At 59.8% G+C, this 19399-nt stretch carries 29 protein-coding genes and 1 pseudogene; 18 read left to right on the forward strand and 12 right to left on the reverse strand.

The window, feature by feature from the left end; all coding sequences use genetic code 11:
* Positions 1 to 2 precede the first annotated feature (2 nt).
* The 9 genes and pseudogenes from infB to pspF all read right to left on the reverse strand — a co-directional run bounded on the left by infB (position 3) and on the right by pspF (position 9554).
* Positions 3 to 2559 (reverse strand): annotated as a pseudogene (infB, locus tag AC0L39_RS12310) (translation initiation factor IF-2).
* 17 nt (positions 2560 to 2576) lie between these two features.
* Entirely contained in the window at positions 2577 to 3383 is an 807-nt protein-coding gene (locus AC0L39_RS12315) for a DUF448 domain-containing protein (RefSeq protein ID WP_473258267.1), read from the reverse strand.
* The gene (gene nusA, locus AC0L39_RS12320; protein ID WP_473258269.1) at positions 3364 to 5019 is read right to left on the reverse strand and encodes a transcription termination factor NusA; all 1656 of its coding nucleotides are present in this window, start codon (positions 5017 to 5019) and stop codon (positions 3364 to 3366) included. The genes AC0L39_RS12315 and nusA overlap by 20 nt, the downstream gene beginning before the upstream one ends.
* Positions 5019 to 5591: a ribosome maturation protein RimP gene (gene rimP / locus AC0L39_RS12325; RefSeq protein ID WP_473258271.1), complete on the reverse strand. Its 573-nt coding sequence runs from the start codon at positions 5589 to 5591 to the stop codon at positions 5019 to 5021. Before rimP ends, nusA begins: the two co-directional genes overlap by 1 nt.
* A gap of 184 nt (positions 5592 to 5775) precedes the next feature.
* Positions 5776 to 6321 (reverse strand): hypothetical protein, encoded by a 546-nt coding sequence (locus AC0L39_RS12330; RefSeq protein ID WP_473258272.1) that lies wholly within the window; start codon positions 6319 to 6321, stop codon positions 5776 to 5778.
* A 54-nt stretch (positions 6322 to 6375) separates the two neighbouring features.
* Positions 6376 to 6681, reverse strand: coding sequence for a hypothetical protein (locus tag AC0L39_RS12335; protein ID WP_473258274.1), 306 nt, complete (start codon positions 6679 to 6681; stop codon positions 6376 to 6378).
* A 175-nt stretch (positions 6682 to 6856) separates the two neighbouring features.
* Complete coding sequence (locus AC0L39_RS12340; protein ID WP_473258275.1) at positions 6857 to 7924, reverse strand: S8 family serine peptidase; 1068 nt, start codon at positions 7922 to 7924, stop codon at positions 6857 to 6859.
* A gap of 202 nt (positions 7925 to 8126) precedes the next feature.
* A complete protein-coding gene (locus tag AC0L39_RS12345) occupies positions 8127 to 8429 on the reverse strand; it encodes a hypothetical protein (protein ID WP_473258277.1) in 303 nt (100 codons plus the stop codon).
* Between the two features lie 69 nt (positions 8430 to 8498).
* Positions 8499 to 9554, reverse strand: coding sequence for a phage shock protein operon transcriptional activator (gene pspF / locus AC0L39_RS12350; RefSeq protein ID WP_473258279.1), 1056 nt, complete (start codon positions 9552 to 9554; stop codon positions 8499 to 8501).
* Positions 9555 to 9738: 184 nt separating this feature from the next.
* Between pspF and AC0L39_RS12355 the strand changes: the two genes are divergently transcribed.
* From AC0L39_RS12355 to AC0L39_RS12410, 12 genes are read left to right on the forward strand one after another with little or no spacing between them, the layout of a single operon-like run.
* Entirely contained in the window at positions 9739 to 9924 is a 186-nt protein-coding gene (locus tag AC0L39_RS12355; RefSeq protein ID WP_473258280.1) for a hypothetical protein, read from the forward strand.
* Positions 9925 to 9932: 8 nt separating this feature from the next.
* Positions 9933 to 10907 carry a phage shock protein PspA gene (gene pspA / locus AC0L39_RS12360; RefSeq protein ID WP_473258282.1) on the forward strand — a complete coding sequence of 325 codons (975 nt, stop codon included), beginning with the start codon at positions 9933 to 9935 and terminating at the stop codon, positions 10905 to 10907.
* A gap of 3 nt (positions 10908 to 10910) precedes the next feature.
* Positions 10911 to 11216 (forward strand): envelope stress response membrane protein PspB, encoded by a 306-nt coding sequence (gene pspB, locus AC0L39_RS12365; RefSeq protein WP_473258283.1) that lies wholly within the window; start codon positions 10911 to 10913, stop codon positions 11214 to 11216.
* Positions 11213 to 11587, forward strand: a complete 375-nt coding sequence (pspC, locus tag AC0L39_RS12370) for an envelope stress response membrane protein PspC (RefSeq protein ID WP_473258285.1) — start codon at positions 11213 to 11215, stop codon at positions 11585 to 11587. The genes pspB and pspC overlap by 4 nt, the downstream gene beginning before the upstream one ends.
* 28 nt (positions 11588 to 11615) lie before the next feature.
* Entirely contained in the window at positions 11616 to 11930 is a 315-nt protein-coding gene (locus tag AC0L39_RS12375) for a hypothetical protein (RefSeq protein ID WP_473258287.1), read from the forward strand.
* Positions 11927 to 12292: a hypothetical protein gene (locus AC0L39_RS12380; protein WP_473258289.1), complete on the forward strand. Its 366-nt coding sequence runs from the start codon at positions 11927 to 11929 to the stop codon at positions 12290 to 12292. The genes AC0L39_RS12375 and AC0L39_RS12380 overlap by 4 nt, the downstream gene beginning before the upstream one ends.
* Positions 12292 to 12606, forward strand: a complete 315-nt coding sequence (locus AC0L39_RS12385; protein ID WP_473258290.1) for a hypothetical protein — start codon at positions 12292 to 12294, stop codon at positions 12604 to 12606. Before AC0L39_RS12380 ends, AC0L39_RS12385 begins: the two co-directional genes overlap by 1 nt.
* Complete coding sequence (locus tag AC0L39_RS12390) at positions 12606 to 12878, forward strand: hypothetical protein (protein WP_473258292.1); 273 nt, start codon at positions 12606 to 12608, stop codon at positions 12876 to 12878. Before AC0L39_RS12385 ends, AC0L39_RS12390 begins: the two co-directional genes overlap by 1 nt.
* On the forward strand, positions 12875 to 13216 hold the full coding sequence (locus tag AC0L39_RS12395; protein WP_473258294.1) for a hypothetical protein: 342 nt from the start codon (positions 12875 to 12877) through the stop codon (positions 13214 to 13216). The genes AC0L39_RS12390 and AC0L39_RS12395 overlap by 4 nt, the downstream gene beginning before the upstream one ends.
* The gene (locus tag AC0L39_RS12400) at positions 13213 to 13470 is read left to right on the forward strand and encodes a hypothetical protein (RefSeq protein WP_473258296.1); all 258 of its coding nucleotides are present in this window, start codon (positions 13213 to 13215) and stop codon (positions 13468 to 13470) included. The genes AC0L39_RS12395 and AC0L39_RS12400 overlap by 4 nt, the downstream gene beginning before the upstream one ends.
* A gap of 54 nt (positions 13471 to 13524) precedes the next feature.
* Positions 13525 to 13932, forward strand: coding sequence for a SufE family protein (locus tag AC0L39_RS12405; protein WP_473258298.1), 408 nt, complete (start codon positions 13525 to 13527; stop codon positions 13930 to 13932).
* 12 nt (positions 13933 to 13944) lie between these two features.
* Positions 13945 to 14292 (forward strand): YbaN family protein, encoded by a 348-nt coding sequence (locus tag AC0L39_RS12410; RefSeq protein ID WP_473258300.1) that lies wholly within the window; start codon positions 13945 to 13947, stop codon positions 14290 to 14292.
* Positions 14293 to 14295: 3 nt separating this feature from the next.
* On the opposite strand, the gene AC0L39_RS12415 is transcribed toward AC0L39_RS12410, so the two are convergent.
* The 3 genes from AC0L39_RS12415 to AC0L39_RS12425 all read right to left on the reverse strand — a co-directional run bounded on the left by AC0L39_RS12415 (position 14296) and on the right by AC0L39_RS12425 (position 16084).
* Complete coding sequence (locus AC0L39_RS12415) at positions 14296 to 14796, reverse strand: sterol desaturase family protein (RefSeq protein ID WP_473258301.1); 501 nt, start codon at positions 14794 to 14796, stop codon at positions 14296 to 14298.
* Complete coding sequence (locus AC0L39_RS12420) at positions 14793 to 15578, reverse strand: fatty acid desaturase (RefSeq protein ID WP_473258302.1); 786 nt, start codon at positions 15576 to 15578, stop codon at positions 14793 to 14795. Before AC0L39_RS12420 ends, AC0L39_RS12415 begins: the two co-directional genes overlap by 4 nt.
* A gap of 92 nt (positions 15579 to 15670) precedes the next feature.
* The gene (locus AC0L39_RS12425) at positions 15671 to 16084 is read right to left on the reverse strand and encodes an acyl-CoA thioesterase (protein WP_473258304.1); all 414 of its coding nucleotides are present in this window, start codon (positions 16082 to 16084) and stop codon (positions 15671 to 15673) included.
* A gap of 122 nt (positions 16085 to 16206) precedes the next feature.
* Here AC0L39_RS12425 and leuC point away from each other — a divergent pair, with 122 nt between their 5' ends.
* The 6 genes from leuC to leuD all read left to right on the forward strand — a co-directional run bounded on the left by leuC (position 16207) and on the right by leuD (position 19389).
* Positions 16207 to 17637 carry a 3-isopropylmalate dehydratase large subunit gene (leuC, locus tag AC0L39_RS12430; RefSeq protein WP_473262374.1) on the forward strand — a complete coding sequence of 477 codons (1431 nt, stop codon included), beginning with the start codon at positions 16207 to 16209 and terminating at the stop codon, positions 17635 to 17637.
* Positions 17638 to 17706: 69 nt separating this feature from the next.
* Complete coding sequence (locus tag AC0L39_RS12435) at positions 17707 to 17913, forward strand: isopropylmalate isomerase (RefSeq protein WP_473258306.1); 207 nt, start codon at positions 17707 to 17709, stop codon at positions 17911 to 17913.
* A 31-nt stretch (positions 17914 to 17944) separates the two neighbouring features.
* Positions 17945 to 18247 (forward strand): hypothetical protein, encoded by a 303-nt coding sequence (locus AC0L39_RS12440; RefSeq protein ID WP_473258307.1) that lies wholly within the window; start codon positions 17945 to 17947, stop codon positions 18245 to 18247.
* Positions 18248 to 18270: 23 nt separating this feature from the next.
* Positions 18271 to 18414, forward strand: a complete 144-nt coding sequence (locus tag AC0L39_RS12445) for a hypothetical protein (protein WP_473262376.1) — start codon at positions 18271 to 18273, stop codon at positions 18412 to 18414.
* Entirely contained in the window at positions 18359 to 18790 is a 432-nt protein-coding gene (locus AC0L39_RS12450) for an MBL fold metallo-hydrolase (protein WP_473258308.1), read from the forward strand. Before AC0L39_RS12445 ends, AC0L39_RS12450 begins: the two co-directional genes overlap by 56 nt.
* Complete coding sequence (gene leuD / locus AC0L39_RS12455; RefSeq protein WP_473258310.1) at positions 18790 to 19389, forward strand: 3-isopropylmalate dehydratase small subunit; 600 nt, start codon at positions 18790 to 18792, stop codon at positions 19387 to 19389. Before AC0L39_RS12450 ends, leuD begins: the two co-directional genes overlap by 1 nt.
* Positions 19390 to 19399 lie beyond the last annotated feature (10 nt).

Raw genomic sequence — 19399 nt, forward strand, 5'->3', positions numbered from 1 at the left:
CGTTAGACTTCCAGAGTCCGCTCACGCTCCTCGACTTCGAAGACTTCAAGCTGATCGCCCGGCTTGATGTCGTTCGTGTCTTCCAGAACCACGCCGCATTCGAGGCCAGATCGCACCTCGTCCACGTCGTCCTTGAACCGCCGCAGCGAAGCGATGGTCGTCGCCGAAACGATGACGTCTTCGCGGGTAAGACGCGCGAACAGGCCTTTGCGGATAACACCGTCTTCCACGAGCAGGCCTGCCGCCTTGTCCTTCTTGCCGGACTTGAAGACTTCTTTGACCTCGGCGCGGCCCACGACGGTTTCGATCCGCTCCGGTCCAAGCTCGCCTGCCATCTCCTTGGCGACTTCTTCGGTGAGGTGATAGATCACGTCGTAATACATCATCCGCGCGCCGTCGCGCTTCACCAGTTCGCGCGCCTTGGCATTGGGACGAACGTTGAAGCCGATAATTGGGGCCTCCGAAGCTGCTGCAAGCGTAACATCGCTCTCGGTGATCGCGCCGACGCCCGCATGGAGCGCGCGAACCTTGATATCTTCGGTCGAGATGTTGTGCAGCGCGCTGACAATGGCTTCGACAGAACCCTGCACGTCGGCCTTCACGAGGACAGGCCATTCGATAACGTCCGATGCGAGGTTGTTGAACATCGTATCGAAACTGGTCGGAGCCAGGGCAGTGCGCTTTTCGGTCGCCTTTTCGCGGCGATACTCTGCCACTTCGCGAGCGCGCTGTTCGTTTTCGACAACGGTCAGCTGATCGCCAGCCGACGGCACGCCGCCAAGGCCAAGGACTTCGACAGGCATCGAAGGCCCGGCTTCCTTGATCTGCTTGCCCTCGTCATTGACGATTGCACGCACACGGTACGCTCTCGGTACCGACGACGAAAGTGTCGCCGCGTTTGAGCGTGCCGCGCGTGATCAACACGGTCGCAACCGGGCCGCGGCCCTTGTCAAGCTGTGCTTCGATCACGGTAGCGTTGGCTTCGCGATCCGGGCGTGCCTTGAGCTCAAGAAGTTCGGCCTGCAGCTGGATTTTCTCGAGCAGTTCATCGAGCCCTGTGCCCTTGGTCGCCGAGATTTCGACGTCCTGCACGTCGCCTGACATTTCTTCGACAATCACTTCATGCTCAAGCAGGCGGCTGCGAATGTTGTTCGCATCGGCTTCCGGTTTGTCCATCTTGTTGATCGCGACGATCATCGGAACGCCCGCCGCCTTGGTGTGATTGATGGCCTCGATCGTCTGCGGCATGATGCCGTCATCCGCCGCCACGACCAGCACCACGATATCGGTGACGTTTGCACCGCGCTGACGCATTTCCGAGAATGCAGCATGGCCCGGCGTGTCGAGGAACGTGATCTTCGCACCCTTCTCGCCCTTTTTCGCGCCCTTTGTCGTGATCTGGTAACTGCCGATGTGCTGGGTGATGCCGCCGGCCTCGCCCTTGGTCACATCCGTCCCGCGCAGTGCGTCGAGCAGCGAAGTCTTGCCGTGATCGACATGACCCATGATCGTGACGACCGGCGGACGCGGTTTCAGGGTCTCTTCTGGATCGACGTCCTCTTCGGTCGAGATATCGACGTCGGCCTCGGAGACCTTCTCGATATTGTGCCCGAATTGCTCAACGAGCAGTTCTGCGGTCTCTTGATCAATCGTCTGGTTGACGGTGACCATCATGTCGAGATTGAACAGTTCCTTCACGAGGTCAGCACCCTTCTCACCCATCCGCTTGGCGAGTTCGCCGACGGTGATGGCCTCGGGCACGATGACATCGCGGACCTGCTTTTCGCGCGGCTTGGCTGGGCCGCCCTGCGCACGGCGCTCCTTCTCACGCGCACGCTTAAGCGCGGCGAGGCTGCGCGCTCGGCGTCCTTCGTCCTCGTTCAGCGCCTTGGTAACGGTGAGCTTGCCCGAGCGGCGCTTGTCCTTGCCGCCCCCAGTGTCCTTGGCGGTGCGCTTGTCTTCTTTCTTCTTCTTTTCAGGACGCTTTGGCTCGGGACGAGCGATAGGTGTGAATTTGCGCGCAGCGGGCGCCGAAGTGTCGGCGTCTGCTACGGCGCTTGCGTCTGCTTTGGCAGTCTCTTCCTGAGCTTCAGCTTCGGCGGCAGCTTTGACCTCTTCAGCGGCCTGCTTTTCAGCTTCCTTTTCTGCCTTGCGATTATCTTCGCGCTGCTGAGCCTCTTCCTTGTCCCGCTTGCGAGCCTGTTCTTCTTCCCGCTTGCGATCCTGCGCAAGCTGGTCGAGGCGCTGCTCTTCCGCTTCACGCTGAAGCCGCTTTACACGCTCCTGCGGCGTCTCGCTGGCAGGCGCTTTCTTGGCAGGTTTCGCCGCAGCCGGCTTCTTGGCTGCGGGAGCCGGGGCGGGCTCTGGCGCAGGTTCGGGCGCCGGCGCCGGTTCAGGCGCGGGCGTTTCGCCCGGCTTCAAGAGCTTGCGGCGGCGCTTGACCTCAACCGCAACCTTGTTCGTACGGCCGTGGCTGAAGGTCTGCTTGACCTCGCCAGCATCGACCGCCCTTTTCAGGCCAAGCGGTTTGCGGGTGCGTTTTTCTTTATCGTCGCTCATTCTAGCTCAATAGTCCTTCACGAATTAATTCTGTCGCCGCCGGATGTTCCGGCTGGCGCTTGGCCGGCTTCATCATCTACCGACCGATCACAAGAGGCTGAAATGCCACTCACAAAGCTCGTAAGGCGGCTCGCCGCCTGCGCAACTCGGGAAGCTGCGCGTTTCTGGCTTGGCGCGCTCGCGTCGCCCGGCCGCCCCGAAACGCCCAAATGGACGACATTCTCGCGGCCCAATGCCACAGACAGCGTGTCGCGGTCCAGTGGCAAGACCTGTCCGCGCTCGCCGGACCCTTCAATTTCGGCGCCGACACGCCAGGCCTGATCGAGCTTTTTGCGCCCATCGGCGCTGCTATCACTTGAATGAAGCAGCAGCCCGATACGGCCTTGCCGCGCTTGCTCCTCTATCCGGCTGGAACCAAGCACAATGTTGCCAGCGCGAAGTTCGAGACCCAATCGGTCGGTGAAATGCCGGGTCAGCGCCATTTCGATCTGCTGCGGCAATTCGTCCGAGTAGGAAAGGGTGACGCCGTTCGGCCCGCCCTTGAAGGCGCGCATCAGGGCTCTCTTGAAATGGCCATCCGTAATCGCTGCTTCAAGTGCGCTACGATCGGGGGCGATCCACGCACCGCGCCCTGGCGCCTTGGCGCCGGGGTCGGGCAGGACCACGCCGTCAGGAGATACAGCCAACCGCACTAGCGTAGCGCGCGGACCGCTTTTCCCTGAAAGGATGCAGCGCCGCTCGCTCCCGGAAGCGTCGGCAGCTTCCGGGGAGCGGGGCGTTTCAGCGATGTCAGAACTTACGCGCTCATTGGGTGGAGTCCGCATCGGCGGCCTCCTGAGTGTCAGGCTCAGCGGAAGCCTGAGCAGGCTCCTCGTCTTCGAACCAGTGCGCGCGGGCCGCCATGATGATCTCGTTGCCCTGCTCTTCCGATAGGCCGTATTCGCCGAGAACGCCGCCCTTGTCCTGCTCACGCTGCGGGCGCCGCATCGGCGGGCCATCGGCATTGTTGCGGCGGCGCGGTGCTTCACGCTTCTTGGCGATCAACTCGTCGGTCGCAAGATCGGCGAGATCATCCAGATTCTTGATCCCGGCCTTGCCGAGCGTGACAAGCATCGCTTCGGAAAGGTGCGGCATTTCAGCAAGGTCGTCTTCGACGCCCAGTTCGCGGCGGGCGGCGCGGTGCACCTCTTCCTGCCGCTCGAGCGCTTCAATAGCGCGGCTCTGCAATTCTTCGGCGAGTTCCTCGTCGAAGCCTTCGATCGCAGCGAGCTCGGCCTTGTCGACATAGGCGACTTCTTCGAGCATCGCGAAACCTTCGGCCACGAGCAGCTGCGAGAGCGTTTCGTCGACGTCGAGTTCTTCCTCGAACATTTTCGAACGCTCTGCGAATTCCTTGGAGCGCTTCTCGGAAGCCTCTTCCTCGGTCATGATGTCGATCTGGTGTCCGGTCAGCTGACTGGCGAGACGCACGTTCTGGCCGCGGCGGTCGATAGCCAGCGAAAGCTGGTCATCAGGAACGACGACTTCGATGCGGCCTTCTTCCTCGTCAAGGACAACGCGGGCCACGGTTGCAGGCTGAAGCGCGTTCACGACAAAGGTCGCGGTGTCTTCCGACCACGGAATGATATCGATCTTTTCGCCCTGCAACTCCTGCACGACGGCCTGGACACGGCTGCCCTTCATTCCGACGCAGGCGCCGACAGGGTCGATCGAGCTGTCATGGCTGATAACGCCGATCTTGGCGCGCGAACCCGGATCGCGGGCGGCGGCCTTGATCTCGATGATACCATCGTAAATTTCCGGCACTTCCTGTGCGAACAGCTTGCGCATGAAATCAGGCGCAGCGCGGCTCAGGAAGATCTGCGGACCGCGATTGTTGCGCTCCACCTTGGTGATGAGCGCGCGGACGCGCTCGCCAACACGGGCAGCTTCGCGAGGGATTTGCTGATCGCGGCGGATGACACCCTCGGCGCGGCCCAGATTGACAATCACATGGCCGAATTCGACCGACTTGATCACGCCGGTGATGACTTCGCCTGCGCGATCCTTGAACTCTTCGAACTGACGCTCGCGTTCTGCATCGCGGACCTTCTGGAAGATCACCTGCTTGGCGCTTTGCGCGTCGATACGGCCCAGATCGACCGGCGGGAGTGGATCGACGAGGAAGTCACCCACTGCAGCATCTTCCTTCAGCTTGGCAGCCTGTTTCAGGTCGACCTGCTTGAAGTAGTCTTCGACTTCCTCGACCACCTCGACGACTCGCCAAAGCGTAAGGTCGCCGGTCTGGGGATCGAGCTTGGCGCGAATATCGTTTTCCGCACCATAGCGGTTGCGCGCGCTTTTCTGGATCGCCTCTTCCATTGCTTCGATGACGATCGATTTGTCGATCATCTTTTCGGACGCAACCGAGTTTGCAATTGCGAGGAGTTCTGCCTTGTTGGCGGAAATGGCACTGGCCATCAATCGTCTGCCTTTTCTACTTCTTCGATTTCGTCGGCACCGCTCGTATCAAGCGGCTTTGTTGCAGCGATAAGCGCGTCTGTCAGGACGAGTTTCGCCGTATGTATCTGTTCGCGCGGCAATTCGACCGCGCCATTTTTCTTATCGGTCAGTCGCACCATGCCGGCCTCAATGCCAACAAGGTCGCCCTTGAAGACGCGCTGGCCCTTGTCATCGCCCGACCAACCCTTGGTCATGACGATGCGAGCTTCGTGACCGGCCCATTCGGAGAAATCCTTCTCGCGGGTGAGAGGACGGTCAATTCCGGGCGAAGACACTTCGAGGTGATACGCACCTTCAATTAACGCTTCGCCCGCTTCTTCATGGGCGTCCATCATGTCGGAGACACGGCGCGAAAGCTCTGCGCATTGTTCGATCACGAGCTGACCCGTCGCCGGATCCTCAGCCATTATCTGGAGCGCTTCGCCGCCATCACCGGCTTCCGACGGCATCATCTTCACGCGCACAAGCTCGAAACCCAAAGCTTTTGCTTCGGGTTCGATCAATTGTGTCAGGCGTTCAATGTCGCTCATCGGGTCTCCGTCTAACCGAGCAATATGACAAAGGCGATTGGGGCCGGCCCCTCTCGGCGCCAGCATCCAAACCTTGTATCGACAATGTCGGGATGAGACGCAAATAGTCAGGCATCGCCGCGATTGCAACGAAAAAGGGCCCGGTATCCACCGGACCCTTCTCGCCAATGCAGGTTTCGCGCGATCAATGGTGGTGATCATCTCCGTGGCCGCCATCGTAATTCTCTGGTGCCCAAGTCACGTGGGTCACAAACTTGACCCCGCCGGAATCTTTTTCGAACCGGAACGGTTTGCCATTGGGCAGAAATGCGGTGGGACGTCCCCAATTCGCAGGCGTGTTGCCGACTGCCGGAAGCGCGACGCGGCTCTTGTTCTTGCCCTTGCCGCCGCCCTTCCCATCAGGCTTGCCACCGCCATTGCCGCCACCTTTGCCCTTGCCGCCTCCGCCGTCACTGTCGTCAGGGCCGCCCGAGCCGCCCCCATACATCCGGGCAAGCTCCTCAAAATCATGAGCATCGGGGCTTTCATTGCCATCCGGCTGGCGAGTGTATTCCATGCAGGATGTCGTAAGGTCGACGCTGAAATCCTCGTTCTGGTGACCAAGGCCGTCATCCTGCCCGATCTCCTGACAGGTGACCAACTGCCGCCAGCTGTATGTGTTGTAGGCGTCTCGTTCGAAGAAATTGTCGTTCAGTTTGGTTGAGCCGGCTGTGATCTGGTCGTTAGACAAAGCGATTGTTGCAAGGCCCAGCCAGCCAACGTCGCCATAATCGTCGTTGCAGACCTAGATAGTGCCGGTGACCATCACGCAGCTCGAATTGTTGCCATATTCCATCGGAGACTGAATGGACTGCGACGAGTTCCAGTCACCCATGGCGCGATCGACATGTGCGGTCCAGCGTGCGTCGGTGTTGTCGACCACGGTCGCGGCAACCGGATTCACCCCATCAGAAGCCCATGCGTAGGAGCCCCATTGGTGATGCGCCATCAGCGGCCCTGCACAAATCGCTGCGCCAACACCGGCTGCACCCATACCGACTGCCAGCAGGGCAGCTGTAGCCCTCCGGCGGCGCGAGATTGCATGTGTCATTTTGTCTTCCCGTCCGGCCCATCGAAATAAGAACCGAAATCTGAACGGGAACAGCTTCCAGCGACTGAAAGAAGATGACTGACGATTAAGCCTAACCGATATTCACCGATTTGCTTTGGGCCAAAAAAAGAGCCCGGCGCGAACCGGGCTCTTCATCTTCTTACGGTGCGTTCGTTTACTGAACGACGCGGATCACGTCGGCATTGCCATCCGGATCGCCGCTGACCGTGCCATCATTGGCCGAGGCGCCTTGCAGCAAGATGCCCGCGAAATGCGGTGCCGCCATCGAAGTGCCGGAGATCGTGTTGTAGCCGCCGCTCTTCCATGTCGACTTAACAGCTACACCAGGCGATGCGTAATCGACCGGCGGGTTGCCAAAGTTCGAAAAACTGGCGAACCGGTCACCCTGCGAGAACGCCGAGATGGTGTAGATGTTGTTGCCGTTTGCTCGCGCAGGCGAACTTTGATTGGCATCACGACTTTCATTTCCCGCTGCGAGAACAAACTTCACGCCGGTTTGCGACGCCGAGATCACTGCCTGGTCAAGCGAGGTGCTGACCCCGCCGCCAAGGCTCATGTTCGCGACATCACCTGCGCTGCCATTGGCTGCAACGTAATCTACGCCGGCAATCACGCCGGAAGTCGAACCCGAGCCGCGGCGATCAAGCACACGACCCGACACGACCGGCGCTCCCGGAGCGACGCCGACGACACCAATCGCATTGTCGATCGCGGCAATAGTGCCGGCAACATGTGTGCCGTGGCCGTTCTGGCCATCGGCATCACGCCCGACTGCGTTGAAAGACCGCGACCTGTCGACGTTCAGATCGGGATGGTCGAGGTCGATCCCGCTATCAATGACCCATGCGGTTGCGAAAGTGCCTGCTCCGCCGCCATCTTTCGGCGGTTTCTTGCCGCGTTGGGTGGTCGTGACGACCTGATCCTGATCGCAATAGGCGATGTTGGGCGAAAGGCGCTGCATCCGCTCGACCGCGGTGGCGCTCATATTGGTTGAGAACCCGCGGATCGTGTTTCGGTAAACCCGCTTCAGCTGGCCGCCATTGGCATTGCTGAGCCGAGCGGCTTCTGCACGGACATTGCCGCGCGCCACATCCTGCGTGTTGAAGACGCAAATAAAACTGTTCGGAATCTTATCGCCTGCGCGAGGGCCGTTTCCCTGACCCTGTGCTGGCGATGAAAGGGCGATCCCCATGCCCCCGAGTGCGACCCCAAGTGCAAGCATTGATTTTGTATTCAGTCCCAAGACTCTACTCCTCCACAAAAGAGGCCGCAGCTGATCCCCCAGCATCCGGCCTCCGGCGGTCATTCGCCGAACGTTTTGTCCAACCAACACCCGACAAAGCACAAGGCGAGAAGGTAATTTGTGAAGGAAATCTTGCAGGTTGCGATGAAGTGAGGTCGAAAATTGCCCGAATTCGATCGGATTAGTTGCCGCTACCCCAACCACCGACATCCTCGTCGGACCCGTTGCTGGTGCGACCAGCTCCGCTCTCGGCGCGTTCATAGCCCCACCCGCCTTCGGCGAGTTGCTCACTGCGACGTTCTTCCTGCTTGGCTGCGATTGCGCTTTCACGCGTACGTTCGGCACTCGCGGCAGCCTCAGTAGCGAAAACAGTTGTTCCATACGTTATGAAAAGGCCGAACAGGGTTATCGCCCCGAATCCAAGAGCGAATATCAGCCGGATACTACCGAAAATGGTGTCGATCACGTCGCTTACGATGCGCATGGAGCCTCCTTCAAGCCGCCGCAACATACGCATACGATGTAAAGGATGGGTTAGCGCGCCGGCGAGGCCCTAGTCATCGGTTTCCTGCATCAGCGCATGCTTCTTGATGGCGTGGCGCAGCTGGTCATAGCTCAGCCCCAGGGCCTTGGCGGTCTGGCGCTGGTTCCAGCGATGCTTGCCCAATGCGTGTTCGACAATCGATCTCTCATGCGCATCCACGGCTGCGCGCAGGTCATCGATATTTTCGAAATCGACGCCCATCGTGACGCCGCCCTCCGGTGATGCCGAGGCCGGAGCTGGCAAGCGAACATCGGATGCACCCGATTTGCGGTGCGGCGGGGCCTCCGGCTTCCACGGACTGTCGAACGGATCGAACTGGACATGCGCGATCGGGGATTCAGGATCATCCCAGCGGTAGACAGCACGTTCGACCACGTTGCGCAGCTCGCGCACGTTGCCGGGCCAGGCATACTCCTCGAGGCTTTTCATGACATGGGACGCAAATCCCGGCCAATGGTGCCAATCGAGCTCGGCCGCCATGCGCCGTGCAAAATATTCTGCCAGCACGCCGACATCCCCTTCGCGTACGCGCAGCGGCGGCAGCGTAATGACCTCGAAGCTCAACCGGTCCAGCAAATCGGCACGAAAATCTCCGCTCTTTGCTAGAGCCGGAAGGTCGTCATTTGTGGCCGCGACAATCCGCACGTCGACCCGCACCGGCCTCGAAGATCCGATCCGCGTGACCTCGCCATATTCTACCGCCCTCAGCAGCCGCTCTTGCGCGCCCATCGACAGAGTGCCCAGTTCGTCGAGGAATAAAGTACCCTTGTCGGCTTCCTCGAATCTTCCGGTGCGAGCTTTGGTAGCACCAGTGAAGGCTCCGGCTTCGTGACCGAACAATTCGGCCTCGATCAAGGTTTCAGGGAGCGCCGCGCAATTCATGGTGACAAGCGGCTCATCCCAGCGTGTCGACAGACGGTGAAGCCGCTCGGCTATGAGTTCCTTACCGGTTCCGCGCTCTCCAATAACGAGCACAGGCCGGCTCATGGGGGCAGCGCGCGAGGCGCGCTCCACCGCATCGAGGAATGCGCCGGACTGGCCGATGAATTGATTATCCCGCTCCACAACCAACCTATAGTGAAATTTCCCAATGCTTGGCAACAGAAACCAACATGAGGTATTTGAATTCGATCAAGAGCCGCAGAATTTCGGGGTTTTTCGGTTTTGGCACGCAGGTTGCAGATACGTGGGTAAGAATGGCGACACACCGGCACGGGGCCGGGCTTCGCAACGCCGGGAGAAACCCACGATGTACAAGAGCCTGTTTTTAGCAAAGAGCTTCTGGTCCAGCAAACTTGGCCAGGCCGCGCTTGCCAGCATCACCGCGATGACCGCCATGGTCGTCTTCACCACTCAGTTCGACGCGAGCGAAGCGCACGCAGCAACTCTCGCCCATCCGCATGCTAGTTCGGTCATGCTGGTCGAGATCGCTTGAGCATCCTCGTGAGCAAGAACGAATCCAATCCGCTTGGGCCGGAGCGAGCAAAGTCCCCCGCTAAGCCTGCATCTGGCTCGGGCAAATCTGCGCTAGGCCTTGATAGCAGCACCGCTCCGGCCCGCCCTGCGGGTTCGCTTCAACGCCAGGGCAAGCTTTCCCGGCTCGATGCCGAAATCGAAGCCTTGCGCCGCAGCCCCACCCCGACGCAATCTCAAGAGCGCAAGCGCGAAAACGATTCGAAGCAGAGCGCAACCAACCCATTTCTAGACGGAGTAGCCTTCATGGGTATTTTCAGCCGCACGCGCGACATCGTCGCCGCCAATTTCAACGACATGCTCGACAAGGCGGATGATCCGTCGAAGATGATCCGCATGATCATCCTCGAGATGGAGGAGACATTGGTCGAAGTGCGGGCAAGTGCGGCACGCACGATTGCCGACCAGAAAGAAATGCACCGCCATGTCGTCAAACTGGACCGGCTGCAGAATGACTGGGCCGAGAAGGCGCAGCTCGCATTGTCGAAAGATCGCGAAGATCTTGCCCGTGCAGCGCTGGTCGAAAAGAAGAAAGCTGTCAGCATGGCCGACCAGCTGAAGGCCGAGATTGCAGTGCTCGACGATGCTCTTCGCGCTTACGAGGACGATATCCAGAAGCTGCAGCATCGCCTGCGCGAAGCGCGCAGCCGCCAGACTGCCATCGCGGCACGCCTCGAAAGCGCGGAAAACCGCGTCAAGCTGCGTACACTGATGAGCACCGAGCGGACCGACGAAGCGCTGTCGCGTTTCGACCAGCTCGAACGCCGTGTCGATTACGCAGAAGGCCGCGCCGACGCGCTGTCCATCGCCGAAGAGGGCCAGCCGTCGCTCTCGGACGAGATCGCCGCACTCGAAGGTGCTGATGCGATCGACGACGAGCTTGCAGAAATGAAGAAGGCGCTCGGCAAGGACAGCGCCCAGAGCAAACAGAGCAAAGGGGAATAAATCGTGGACGCTGACCTTGTAATAATTTTGCCCGTTCTGTTCATCGCTCTGCCGTGGATCATTCTTCACTATGTGACGAAGTGGAAGACCGCCGCGACCATCACCAGCGATGACGAGGTCCTGCTCGAGGAGCTCTACAACCTCGCCAAACGGCTCGATGAGCGCATGGACACAGTCGAACGCCTCGTCGCATCCGATGACCCATCGTTCTCTCCGGTAAGGCGTCTCATGGCGGACCAAGAGAGTGACAATCAGCAGCTGCGAGAACTCGAACAGCTGATGGCCGAAAAGAAAGGAACCAACCAATGAATTCGCCCCGCACCACAATCTATCGCGACAAGGCCAACGGCAAATTGATGGGCGTGTGTTCCGGGATTGCCGAGTACACTGGCATCAATGTGCTCTGGATCCGGCTTGGCCTGATTGCTCTGACAATCGGTTTGGGCTGGCCAATCCTCGCCTACTTCGCCGCCGGCTTCCTCATGAGCAAAAAGCCGCCGCACCTTTACCGCGATGAAGGCGAACAGAAGTACTGGCAGCGCGTCCGGCAGAGCCCCAAGCGCACGGCTCGCGAAATTCGCGCCAATTTCCGCGACATCGATCGCCGGCTTGCCGCTGTCGAGACGCACTATGTCAGCAGCAATCCACGCCTGACCGCCGAAATCGAGCGCCTGCGCTAAGGCAGACAACACTTACCGGGAGGCTTACGTGCCAGGGGAACTCATACCAATCATCGCAATCATATTCGGTTGCGGCATCCCGATCACCGCAATCTGGGCAAAGCATAAGCAGAAGATCGCCGAAATGCAGGTCGACACGACTGCGCGAGCGACAGCTGAGAAAGCCGCGCAATATACTAGCCAGATCGCAAAACTCGAGGACCGCGTTCAAGTACTCGAACGCATCGTAACGGATCGCGGGTACGACATCGCCACTCAAATCGAAGCGCTACGCGACACTCGCGAGGTCGAGCAAAGCGGCAGCGGTGTCCCGCTCGACATCAGCGAAAGGGAAAAGGCATGAGCATCGACGCAGCAGCGACGCTGGCTCCGCACCTTCCGTGGATAATCGGGGGCGGACTGGCCTTGGGAGCCGCAGGTATCGCAGGGTGGATCCATACCACTCGCTTGCGGATCAAACATGGCTACCCGCTCGAGGGGACATGGGGACAAGCGCTCAAGCCAGCAACCGACAACGAGGCCAAACAGCGCGTCACCCTGCTCACGCAAGAGAACGCCGAGCTGCGCGCTGAACTTTCGTCGGTGAAAGATCGACTCAACAATGTCGAACGCATTGTCACCGATAGCGGCTATCAGCTCGGTAATGAGATCGACCAATTGCGCGAGCGCTCGCTGGAGCACCGCGCCGACGAGGGGAGTGCGTAATGCCCGAGATCGCAATCATCTTTTCGAGCGTCATAGTGCTTGTCCTGATCCTCGGCATCAGCATCAACGGGATCGTGTCCAAGGTTCTCGATTACAAGCGCTCTCAAGCCGGGATCGGTTCTGCGAACCGCGCGAACGGACCGCAGGTCAACGAAATCGCTGAGAGGACCGAAATGATCGAAGACCGGCTGCGCGCGCTTGAGCGCCTCGCCACAGATCGCGGCCAATTACTTTCGGACGAAATCGAGGCGCTGCGAGACGATATCGACGCGCGAAAAGCGATCTCCAGCCAACGCAATGCGGAGCAAGCCTGATGTTTGGTGCAGACACCCCCCTTGTCATGGACGCCTTGCAGATTGCTGCCCTTGCGGCTTTCGCAGCCGGCGGCGCCATCTACCTGCTCCTTCGCCGCTTTCGTAAAGCTTCATCCTCGCCGACTCCTGGCAGCATGAAGCCTGATCTCGAAAAACGGGTACAGGTTCTTGAACGGATCGCAACCGACCGGTCAGCGGATCTTGCCGAAGAAATCGAGGCTCTGCGCGAACCATCTGCGGCTTCTCGGGAACTGGAGAATAGCCGACCATGAACTGGCTCACCGTCGCCTTGATCGTGTTTGTCCTGCTGTGGATCTACGAGCGCGGCCGCAGCACTCGGCTACGCCGCGAAAACCGGCAGATGATGGACCGGGACGCCCAAGGAGGCACAGTCCCGCAGCAGAAGGCTAAACAGAGTGCAACTTCGGACGAGGTCGATGCGGCGGAACTCGCAGAGCTGCGCGAGCGCGTTCAGGTGCTCGAGCGGATAGCGACCGAAGAAAACAGCTCCGAGGCGCGCAAGGCGCAGCGAATTGCCCGTGAGATTGAAAGCCTGCGCGGTGACATCGCGCGGCGTTCCTCAAAGACGACGGAGGAATTGAACGAATGATGGACCCGATTTTCGTTATCGCAGCCACCTGTCTGGTCGGCATCAGCGTGGTCGCCTTTGCCTTGCTGAGGGCGTGGCAGGGCTGGCTTGAATTGAAGCGCGAAGAGCTCGACCGGCGGGCCCGTTCCGGCGGAAATGTAAGCGAACCGGAAATCGAGGGCGGCGCGGGAGTGGGCGCGGCTCGCATCGAAATGGCCGACCTCAAGGAACGCATCAAGAAGCTCGAGGCCATCGCCAGCGGTGTGGAACTCTAGAGCGTTACGGCCATCCGGAGTGGACTTGAGCAAAAGCGCTCCTAAATAGCGCGCATGCGAACGCTCCCTGACATTCTCGAAGAATACGAATTTCTCGAAGGCGACGAACGGTATCGCCTGCTGATCGAACTCTACCGCGAGCTTGAGGATATGCCCGACGCGCTGAAAACCGATGCGACCCTCGTCAGGGGCTGTTCGGCGGCGGTCTGGGTCTACCCAACGGAGCAAACCGAAAAGTTGCATTTCCTTGCCGACAGCAACGCTGCTATCACCAAAGGTATCGTCGCGCTCGTGATCGCCGCCGTGCAGGACAAGCCTGCCGAGGAAGTGGCACAAATGGATGTGAAATCTGCGCTCGAGCCCTTCGATCTGAAGAACCAGCTTTCGTCCAATCGCACGCAAGGCGTCCCCAACATGATTGCCCTGGTTCAAGAGCACGCGGCTCGGCTGGCTGCGGCCTAGAGGCGGGCCAGGATGCGTCCGCTATATACGGCAGGAGGCATCGTCGCGGTTGCTTTGGCCGGGATCGGCGCGGTGCTGCCCATCATGCCGACTGTGCCGTTCCTGCTGCTGGCCGCGTTCTGCTTTGCTCGCAGCAATCCGGAATGGGAAAAGCGGATTGTCGAGCACCCGAAATGGGGGCCGCAGCTGCGCGACTGGCGCGAACGGCGCGCCATCAGCCGTCCCGCCAAGCTTGCAGCCATAGGCGCAATGAGCATCGGCGCGGTTCTTACATGGCTGACGTTGGGCGCGCCCTATGTCTGGATTTCGCTCACCATCCTGGTCGTCGCCGGCAGCTGGATCGCAACCCGTAACGAATAGGGATCAGGCCCCGGCGCTCTCGCGAACGACGGCCTGTCCGGCCTCTTTCTGTTCGCGCAGCTCAGCCTTCAGTTTCTGAGGATCGCGTGCGATCACGAAACCGAAGCTTACCCCGCCCTCTTTGCCGATTGTCGCGTGGTGCAATTTGTGGGCCTGGACCAGCCGCTTCGCATAGCCCTTTTTCGGGACCCAGCGGAAAAAGCGCTGATGGACCAGCCCGTCATGGATGAAAGCGTAGATCACGCCGTACAGGTTCACGCCAAGGGCTGCCCACCAAAGCGCGTCCCAATACAGCGCCCCGAAGATGTACATGGCGGCATTGATTGTGCCGAAAACAACTGCGAACAGGTCGTTCTTCTCGAACATGTTGTCATGCGGCTCGTGATGATCGCGGTGCCATCCCCACCCCCAGCCATGCATGATGTATTTGTGCGCGTACCAAGCGAACAGCTCCATACCGACCAGCGCGGCAAGGGTGACCGAAATGGCTTCGAGCCAGCTCATGCGGTGATCTCCTTTGCTGCCTGTTTCGATCCGATCCCGGCGCGCCGGGCTCGGGGAAGCGCCCACCACGGCACGTCGGGCCGCCGGTGATGCTCAAGATGATAGCCGAAATGAAAACAGGTTGCGAGACTGGTCAAGGTACCAAATTCATCGCTCCGCGTGTTGTGGTTGTCGACAAAGGCCGCGTCCACCTCGGGCTCGCTATGCCGATGCGGGCGGAAGGTGCCGAAGTAGAATAGCTGCAACGAGGACAGGAGAGCGGGCGCACCGTAGAGCACCACGATCTGCGCCATCGGGATCCCGATTACCAGCCAGTAGATGCCAACGACCGTGTGCACATAGAGCAGCGATTGCCAGCCGAAATAGCGTTTGAAGAAACTCGCATACCAGCGCGCGAAAGCGGTTGGGTTATGCTCGTCGAAGTCGGGATCGCCTGCCTTTCCGGCAAGCTTGTGATGTGTGAAATGGGCATTGCGCAATTTGCGCCAGCCAAAGCCCGCATAGAGAAACAGCAAAACGGTTCCAATCAACGAGTTCGCTCGCGGGCTGCCCGGCACGAGGCTGCCATGCATCGCGTCATGGCAAACGATGAAGACACCGACCGAAAGCCAGACTTGCACCGCTGCCAATGCCAGTGCGACCGGCAGGCTTGCCCATGTCAGTTCGAATACGAACATCCCGTAGGCGTGAATTCCCAGCCAACCACCGGCAATCAGCGCGGCAAGCGCAAGGCCGATCGCACCCTGAGAGTTGCGGCCCGGAAGGGTGAAACGCTGGTGCATCTTAAACAAATACGCGCGGACGGCTCATTCGGGTGCGTATAGAGGTTTGAAACCGCGGTGCAAATTGCGAAGCGCCGAATGCGTGTTGCGGCTCAGTCGTCTTTGGAGAAGAACAGCTCGCGCATATGCTCGCCGATCCGGGCCGGGCGCAGCGTCTCGGCATCGATGCAGCACCAGCTCGATTTGACCTCTGCAAGCACGTCTTCTCCGCGCCGGATGACTGTGTGGTAAAATGCCCTCGCCCCCTTGAAGTGCTCAAGCACCGTGCTCGCGATCACGTCATCTTCGAGGAAAGCCGGTTTGCGGTACGTGATCTCGTGCTTGAGCGCGACCCACGCCTTGGTCGCGACCTCATCTACCGGAGCCAGCTTTTCCCAGTGTGCGAGCACCGCATCCTGCACCCAGTTGAGATACCGCGCATTGTTCACATGGCCCATGAAATCGATATCCTCAGGCAGGACCTTGATCGGAAAGGCAAATGGTGAGGAAGGCGCGGTTGCTGACATGGATGTTAGTTAGGCATGGAATGCTTTCAATACCATGACGAAATGCCGCTGGTACAATCAGTAGCTTGCCAGTGTTGCGTTATCGCCGCTAATCGCAGCACTGAAACACATTGGAACCCATGATGGCCACCAAACCGCGCACGCTTTACGAAAAGATCTGGGACGACCATGTGGTCGAAACGCGCGACGATGGCACTGCGATAATCTATATCGACCGTCACCTCGTGCACGAAGTGACCAGCCCGCAGGCATTCGAGGCGCTCAGACTCGCCGGACGGCCCGTCAGGAGGCCCGAACTCACCCTCGCCGTGCCTGATCACAACCTCCCGACAACTCCGCGGCGCGATGCGAGCGGCGCGAAGGTGCCGATCGCCGACCCGCAAAGCGCAGCCCAGCTCGAGGCGCTCGAGAAAAACGCGCCCGAATTCGGGATTCGCTATATCGGCGATGCCGATGACCAACAGGGCATCGTCCACGTAGTCGGGCCGGAACAGGGGTTTTCGCTGCCGGGGACTACCATTGTCTGCGGCGATTCCCACACGGCCAGTCATGGCGGGCTCGGCGCTCTTGCGTTCGGGATCGGTACCAGCGAAGTCGAGCACGTGCTCGCGACACAAACCCTGCTGTTGCAGCGCTCCAAGGCGATGGAAGTGCGAGTGGAAGGTGACCTTCCCCCCGGTGTAACTGCCAAGGACCTGATCATGCACATCATCGGCGTCATCGGTGCGGCAGGAGGGTCGGGCCATGTCATCGAATATCGCGGGCCGGTCTTCGAAAAAATGAGCGTCGAGCAGCGCCTAACCGTGTGCAATATGAGCATCGAAGCCGGGGCGAGAGCCGGATTGATTGCACCGGACGAAACCGTGTTCGATTACCTCAGGGGCAAGCCAATGGCTCCGATAGGAGACAATTGGGACGCAGCAATCGCATATTGGCGCACGCTCAAGAGCGACCCGGAAGCGCAGTTCGATAAATCTGTTGTGATCCAGGCGGGCGATGTGCAACCAACCGTGACATGGGGCACCAGCCCGGAAGATGTCGTTGCCATCGGGGGCGAGGTCCCCTCACCCGACAGCTTCGCCGACGAGAGCAAGCGAGCGGCTGCGCAAAAGAGCCTTGAGTATATGGGGCTCACACCGGGTACGAAAATGACCGATGTGCCGGTTGAAAACGTCTTTATCGGATCATGCACGAACAGCAGGATCGAAGACCTGCGCGCCGCTGCGAGCATTTTGAAGGGCCGCAAGAAAGCGGCTAATGTGCGCTGGGCCATCGTCGTGCCCGGTTCAGGTCTCGTCAAACGGCAGGCCGAGGAAGAAGGTCTCGACCGCATCTTTCTCGACGCAGGCTTCGAATGGCGCGAGCCGGGCTGTTCGGCCTGTCTCGGCATGAATCCGGACAAGGTTCCACCGGGCGAGCGCTGCGCATCTACATCGAACCGCAATTTTGTAGGGCGCCAGGGACCAGGTGCGCGCACGCACCTGCTTTCACCCGCAATGGCCGCTGCAGCGGCGGTCACTGGTAAGCTGGCGGATGTACGGGATTTTGATTGATCAACCATCGAGGTCATGTGAACCTCGTTCTGCTTGCCCCTGTCCCTGACCCCAGCCATAAAGATAAACATGACCAAGAAACCCCCCGAAGATTCCGCGAAAAACAAATCTGCGCGTAATGCCGCAATAGGCGCCGCTGCGACAATCGGATCCGCTGCAATTGCTGCAGCCCTGCTTTATGCCGGGAAGCGATTTCGGAAGACGCCCGAAGGCAGCGCGACCGGATCGGACCCGTCCGGCAAGATACCGTCAGGCGAACCGCCAGAAACCGACTGAACCACAGGGCGTATTTGCGGGAGAGGCACGGATGAGACTTTTGCTTGCGACACTCGGCGCGACCGCGCTGACATCACCGCTGTCGGCGCAAGGTGCGCAGCAGGAACCCGATCTTGAGATGTGGCGCCTCGATTGCGGCCAGATCGACCTGAGCGATGCAGCCCCATTTTCAGACGCCCACCTGTATGACGGTGAACCGCGCACACTGGTCGTCAGCTGCTATCTCATTCGCAATGGCAGCGACTACCTGCTGTGGGATGCCGGCCTGACAAAGACCTTGTGGGTGAGAGTTTCACTCAAGGTGTCTTCACGCTGTCAGTGCAGCAATCGATAGTGAGCCAGCTTGAACAGATCGGCGTGTCGGCAAGCGACGTTACTTACGCAGGTGTAAGCCACTACCATTTCGATCACGTGAGCCAGCTGCCAGACTTCGCAGATCTCGACCTTGCTGATCGGAGCCAAGGACTGGGAAGTGGTCAAGGCGACGGTCACGCCCAATGAACTCGTCGATCCGCGTCCGTTCTCACCGTGGCTGGGCGACGATGCGGGCGAAGTGACGGCTATCGCCCATGACCACGATGTTTTCGGAGACGGCTCCGTGCTGGTGAAAGCCATGCCGGGACACACTCCCGGTCATGCAAGCCTGCTTGTCAGGATGCCGGAAATGGGCGACGTCCTGCTGACCGGCGATCTCTTCCATTTCGAAGAGCAGGTCACCAATCGCGGTGTGCCCGAATTCAACACCGATCGCGCCGACACTCTGGCATCGTTCGAACGCTTCAATGCGATTGCGGAATCGCTCGATGCGACTGTGATCATCCAGCATGATTCGCGCCACTTGGGGCGGCTGCCCGCTTTCCCGGCATCGGCTAAGTAATGGAACAGCTCAAAAGCGTCGAAGGCCGCGCCATTCCCTTCGGCGCAAAGAATGTCGATACCGACATAATCATCCCGGCCAAATGGCTGAAAACCATCACCCGCGAGGGCCTTGGCGAAGGCGCCTTTGAATCGCTTCGCGCCGAGCCCGGTAACGTCTTCGACGATCCGGCCAATGCAGGGGCGCCGATCCTGATCGCGGGCGACAATTTCGGTTGCGGATCGAGCCGCGAACACGCCGCCTGGGCAATTCTCGACCTCGGCATTCGCGCGGTTATCGCACCGTCCTATTCCGACATTTTTTCCGGAAACGCCGTCAAGAACGGCATACTTCCCGTCGTCTTGCCGCAGGACGCGGTCGACCGCTTGCTCGAAGTCGCCCGCGAAGGGCACGAGATAACTGTCGATCTCGAAACGCAGACAGTCACGACGCCGTTTCAGGACCGTTTCGCTTTCGACATCGATCCATTCCGCAAACACTGCCTGCTGAACGGCCTTGACGAAGTCGCGCTGACACTTGAACGGCAGGGCGCAATCGGAAGGTTCGAGAGCCAGCGCGCGGGAGCGCAGGACTGGCTCACCAAAGGCACCCAGATTTAATGGAGAGACC

It is taken from the genome of Erythrobacter sp. K21-9 (assembly GCF_055808355.1).

Excerpts from the sequence above, each read along its gene's own strand:
- AC0L39_RS12315 (WP_473258267.1), bottom strand. The coding sequence starts at position 3,383 with ATGCGGACTCCACCCAATGAGCGCGTAAGTTCTGACATCGCTGAAACG.
- nusA (WP_473258269.1), bottom strand. The coding sequence starts at position 5,019 with ATGGCCAGTGCCATTTCCGCCAACAAGGCAGAACTCCTCGCAATTGCA.
- rimP (WP_473258271.1), bottom strand. The coding sequence starts at position 5,591 with ATGAGCGACATTGAACGCCTGACACAATTGATCGAACCCGAAGCAAAA.
- AC0L39_RS12335 (WP_473258274.1), bottom strand. The coding sequence starts at position 6,681 with ATGACACATGCAATCTCGCGCCGCCGGAGGGCTACAGCTGCCCTGCTG.
- AC0L39_RS12340 (WP_473258275.1), bottom strand. The coding sequence starts at position 7,924 with ATGCTTGCACTTGGGGTCGCACTCGGGGGCATGGGGATCGCCCTTTCA.
- AC0L39_RS12345 (WP_473258277.1), bottom strand. The coding sequence starts at position 8,429 with ATGCGCATCGTAAGCGACGTGATCGACACCATTTTCGGTAGTATCCGG.
- AC0L39_RS12355 (WP_473258280.1), top strand. The coding sequence starts at position 9,739 with ATGTACAAGAGCCTGTTTTTAGCAAAGAGCTTCTGGTCCAGCAAACTT.
- pspC (WP_473258285.1), top strand. The coding sequence starts at position 11,213 with ATGAATTCGCCCCGCACCACAATCTATCGCGACAAGGCCAACGGCAAA.
- AC0L39_RS12380 (WP_473258289.1), top strand. The coding sequence starts at position 11,927 with ATGAGCATCGACGCAGCAGCGACGCTGGCTCCGCACCTTCCGTGGATA.
- AC0L39_RS12385 (WP_473258290.1), top strand. The coding sequence starts at position 12,292 with ATGCCCGAGATCGCAATCATCTTTTCGAGCGTCATAGTGCTTGTCCTG.
- AC0L39_RS12390 (WP_473258292.1), top strand. The coding sequence starts at position 12,606 with ATGTTTGGTGCAGACACCCCCCTTGTCATGGACGCCTTGCAGATTGCT.
- AC0L39_RS12395 (WP_473258294.1), top strand. The coding sequence starts at position 12,875 with ATGAACTGGCTCACCGTCGCCTTGATCGTGTTTGTCCTGCTGTGGATC.
- AC0L39_RS12400 (WP_473258296.1), top strand. The coding sequence starts at position 13,213 with ATGATGGACCCGATTTTCGTTATCGCAGCCACCTGTCTGGTCGGCATC.
- AC0L39_RS12405 (WP_473258298.1), top strand. The coding sequence starts at position 13,525 with ATGCGAACGCTCCCTGACATTCTCGAAGAATACGAATTTCTCGAAGGC.
- AC0L39_RS12410 (WP_473258300.1), top strand. The coding sequence starts at position 13,945 with ATGCGTCCGCTATATACGGCAGGAGGCATCGTCGCGGTTGCTTTGGCC.
- AC0L39_RS12415 (WP_473258301.1), bottom strand. The coding sequence starts at position 14,796 with ATGAGCTGGCTCGAAGCCATTTCGGTCACCCTTGCCGCGCTGGTCGGT.
- AC0L39_RS12420 (WP_473258302.1), bottom strand. The coding sequence starts at position 15,578 with ATGCACCAGCGTTTCACCCTTCCGGGCCGCAACTCTCAGGGTGCGATC.
- AC0L39_RS12425 (WP_473258304.1), bottom strand. The coding sequence starts at position 16,084 with ATGTCAGCAACCGCGCCTTCCTCACCATTTGCCTTTCCGATCAAGGTC.
- leuC (WP_473262374.1), top strand. The coding sequence starts at position 16,207 with ATGGCCACCAAACCGCGCACGCTTTACGAAAAGATCTGGGACGACCAT.
- AC0L39_RS12435 (WP_473258306.1), top strand. The coding sequence starts at position 17,707 with ATGACCAAGAAACCCCCCGAAGATTCCGCGAAAAACAAATCTGCGCGT.
- AC0L39_RS12440 (WP_473258307.1), top strand. The coding sequence starts at position 17,945 with ATGAGACTTTTGCTTGCGACACTCGGCGCGACCGCGCTGACATCACCG.
- leuD (WP_473258310.1), top strand. The coding sequence starts at position 18,790 with ATGGAACAGCTCAAAAGCGTCGAAGGCCGCGCCATTCCCTTCGGCGCA.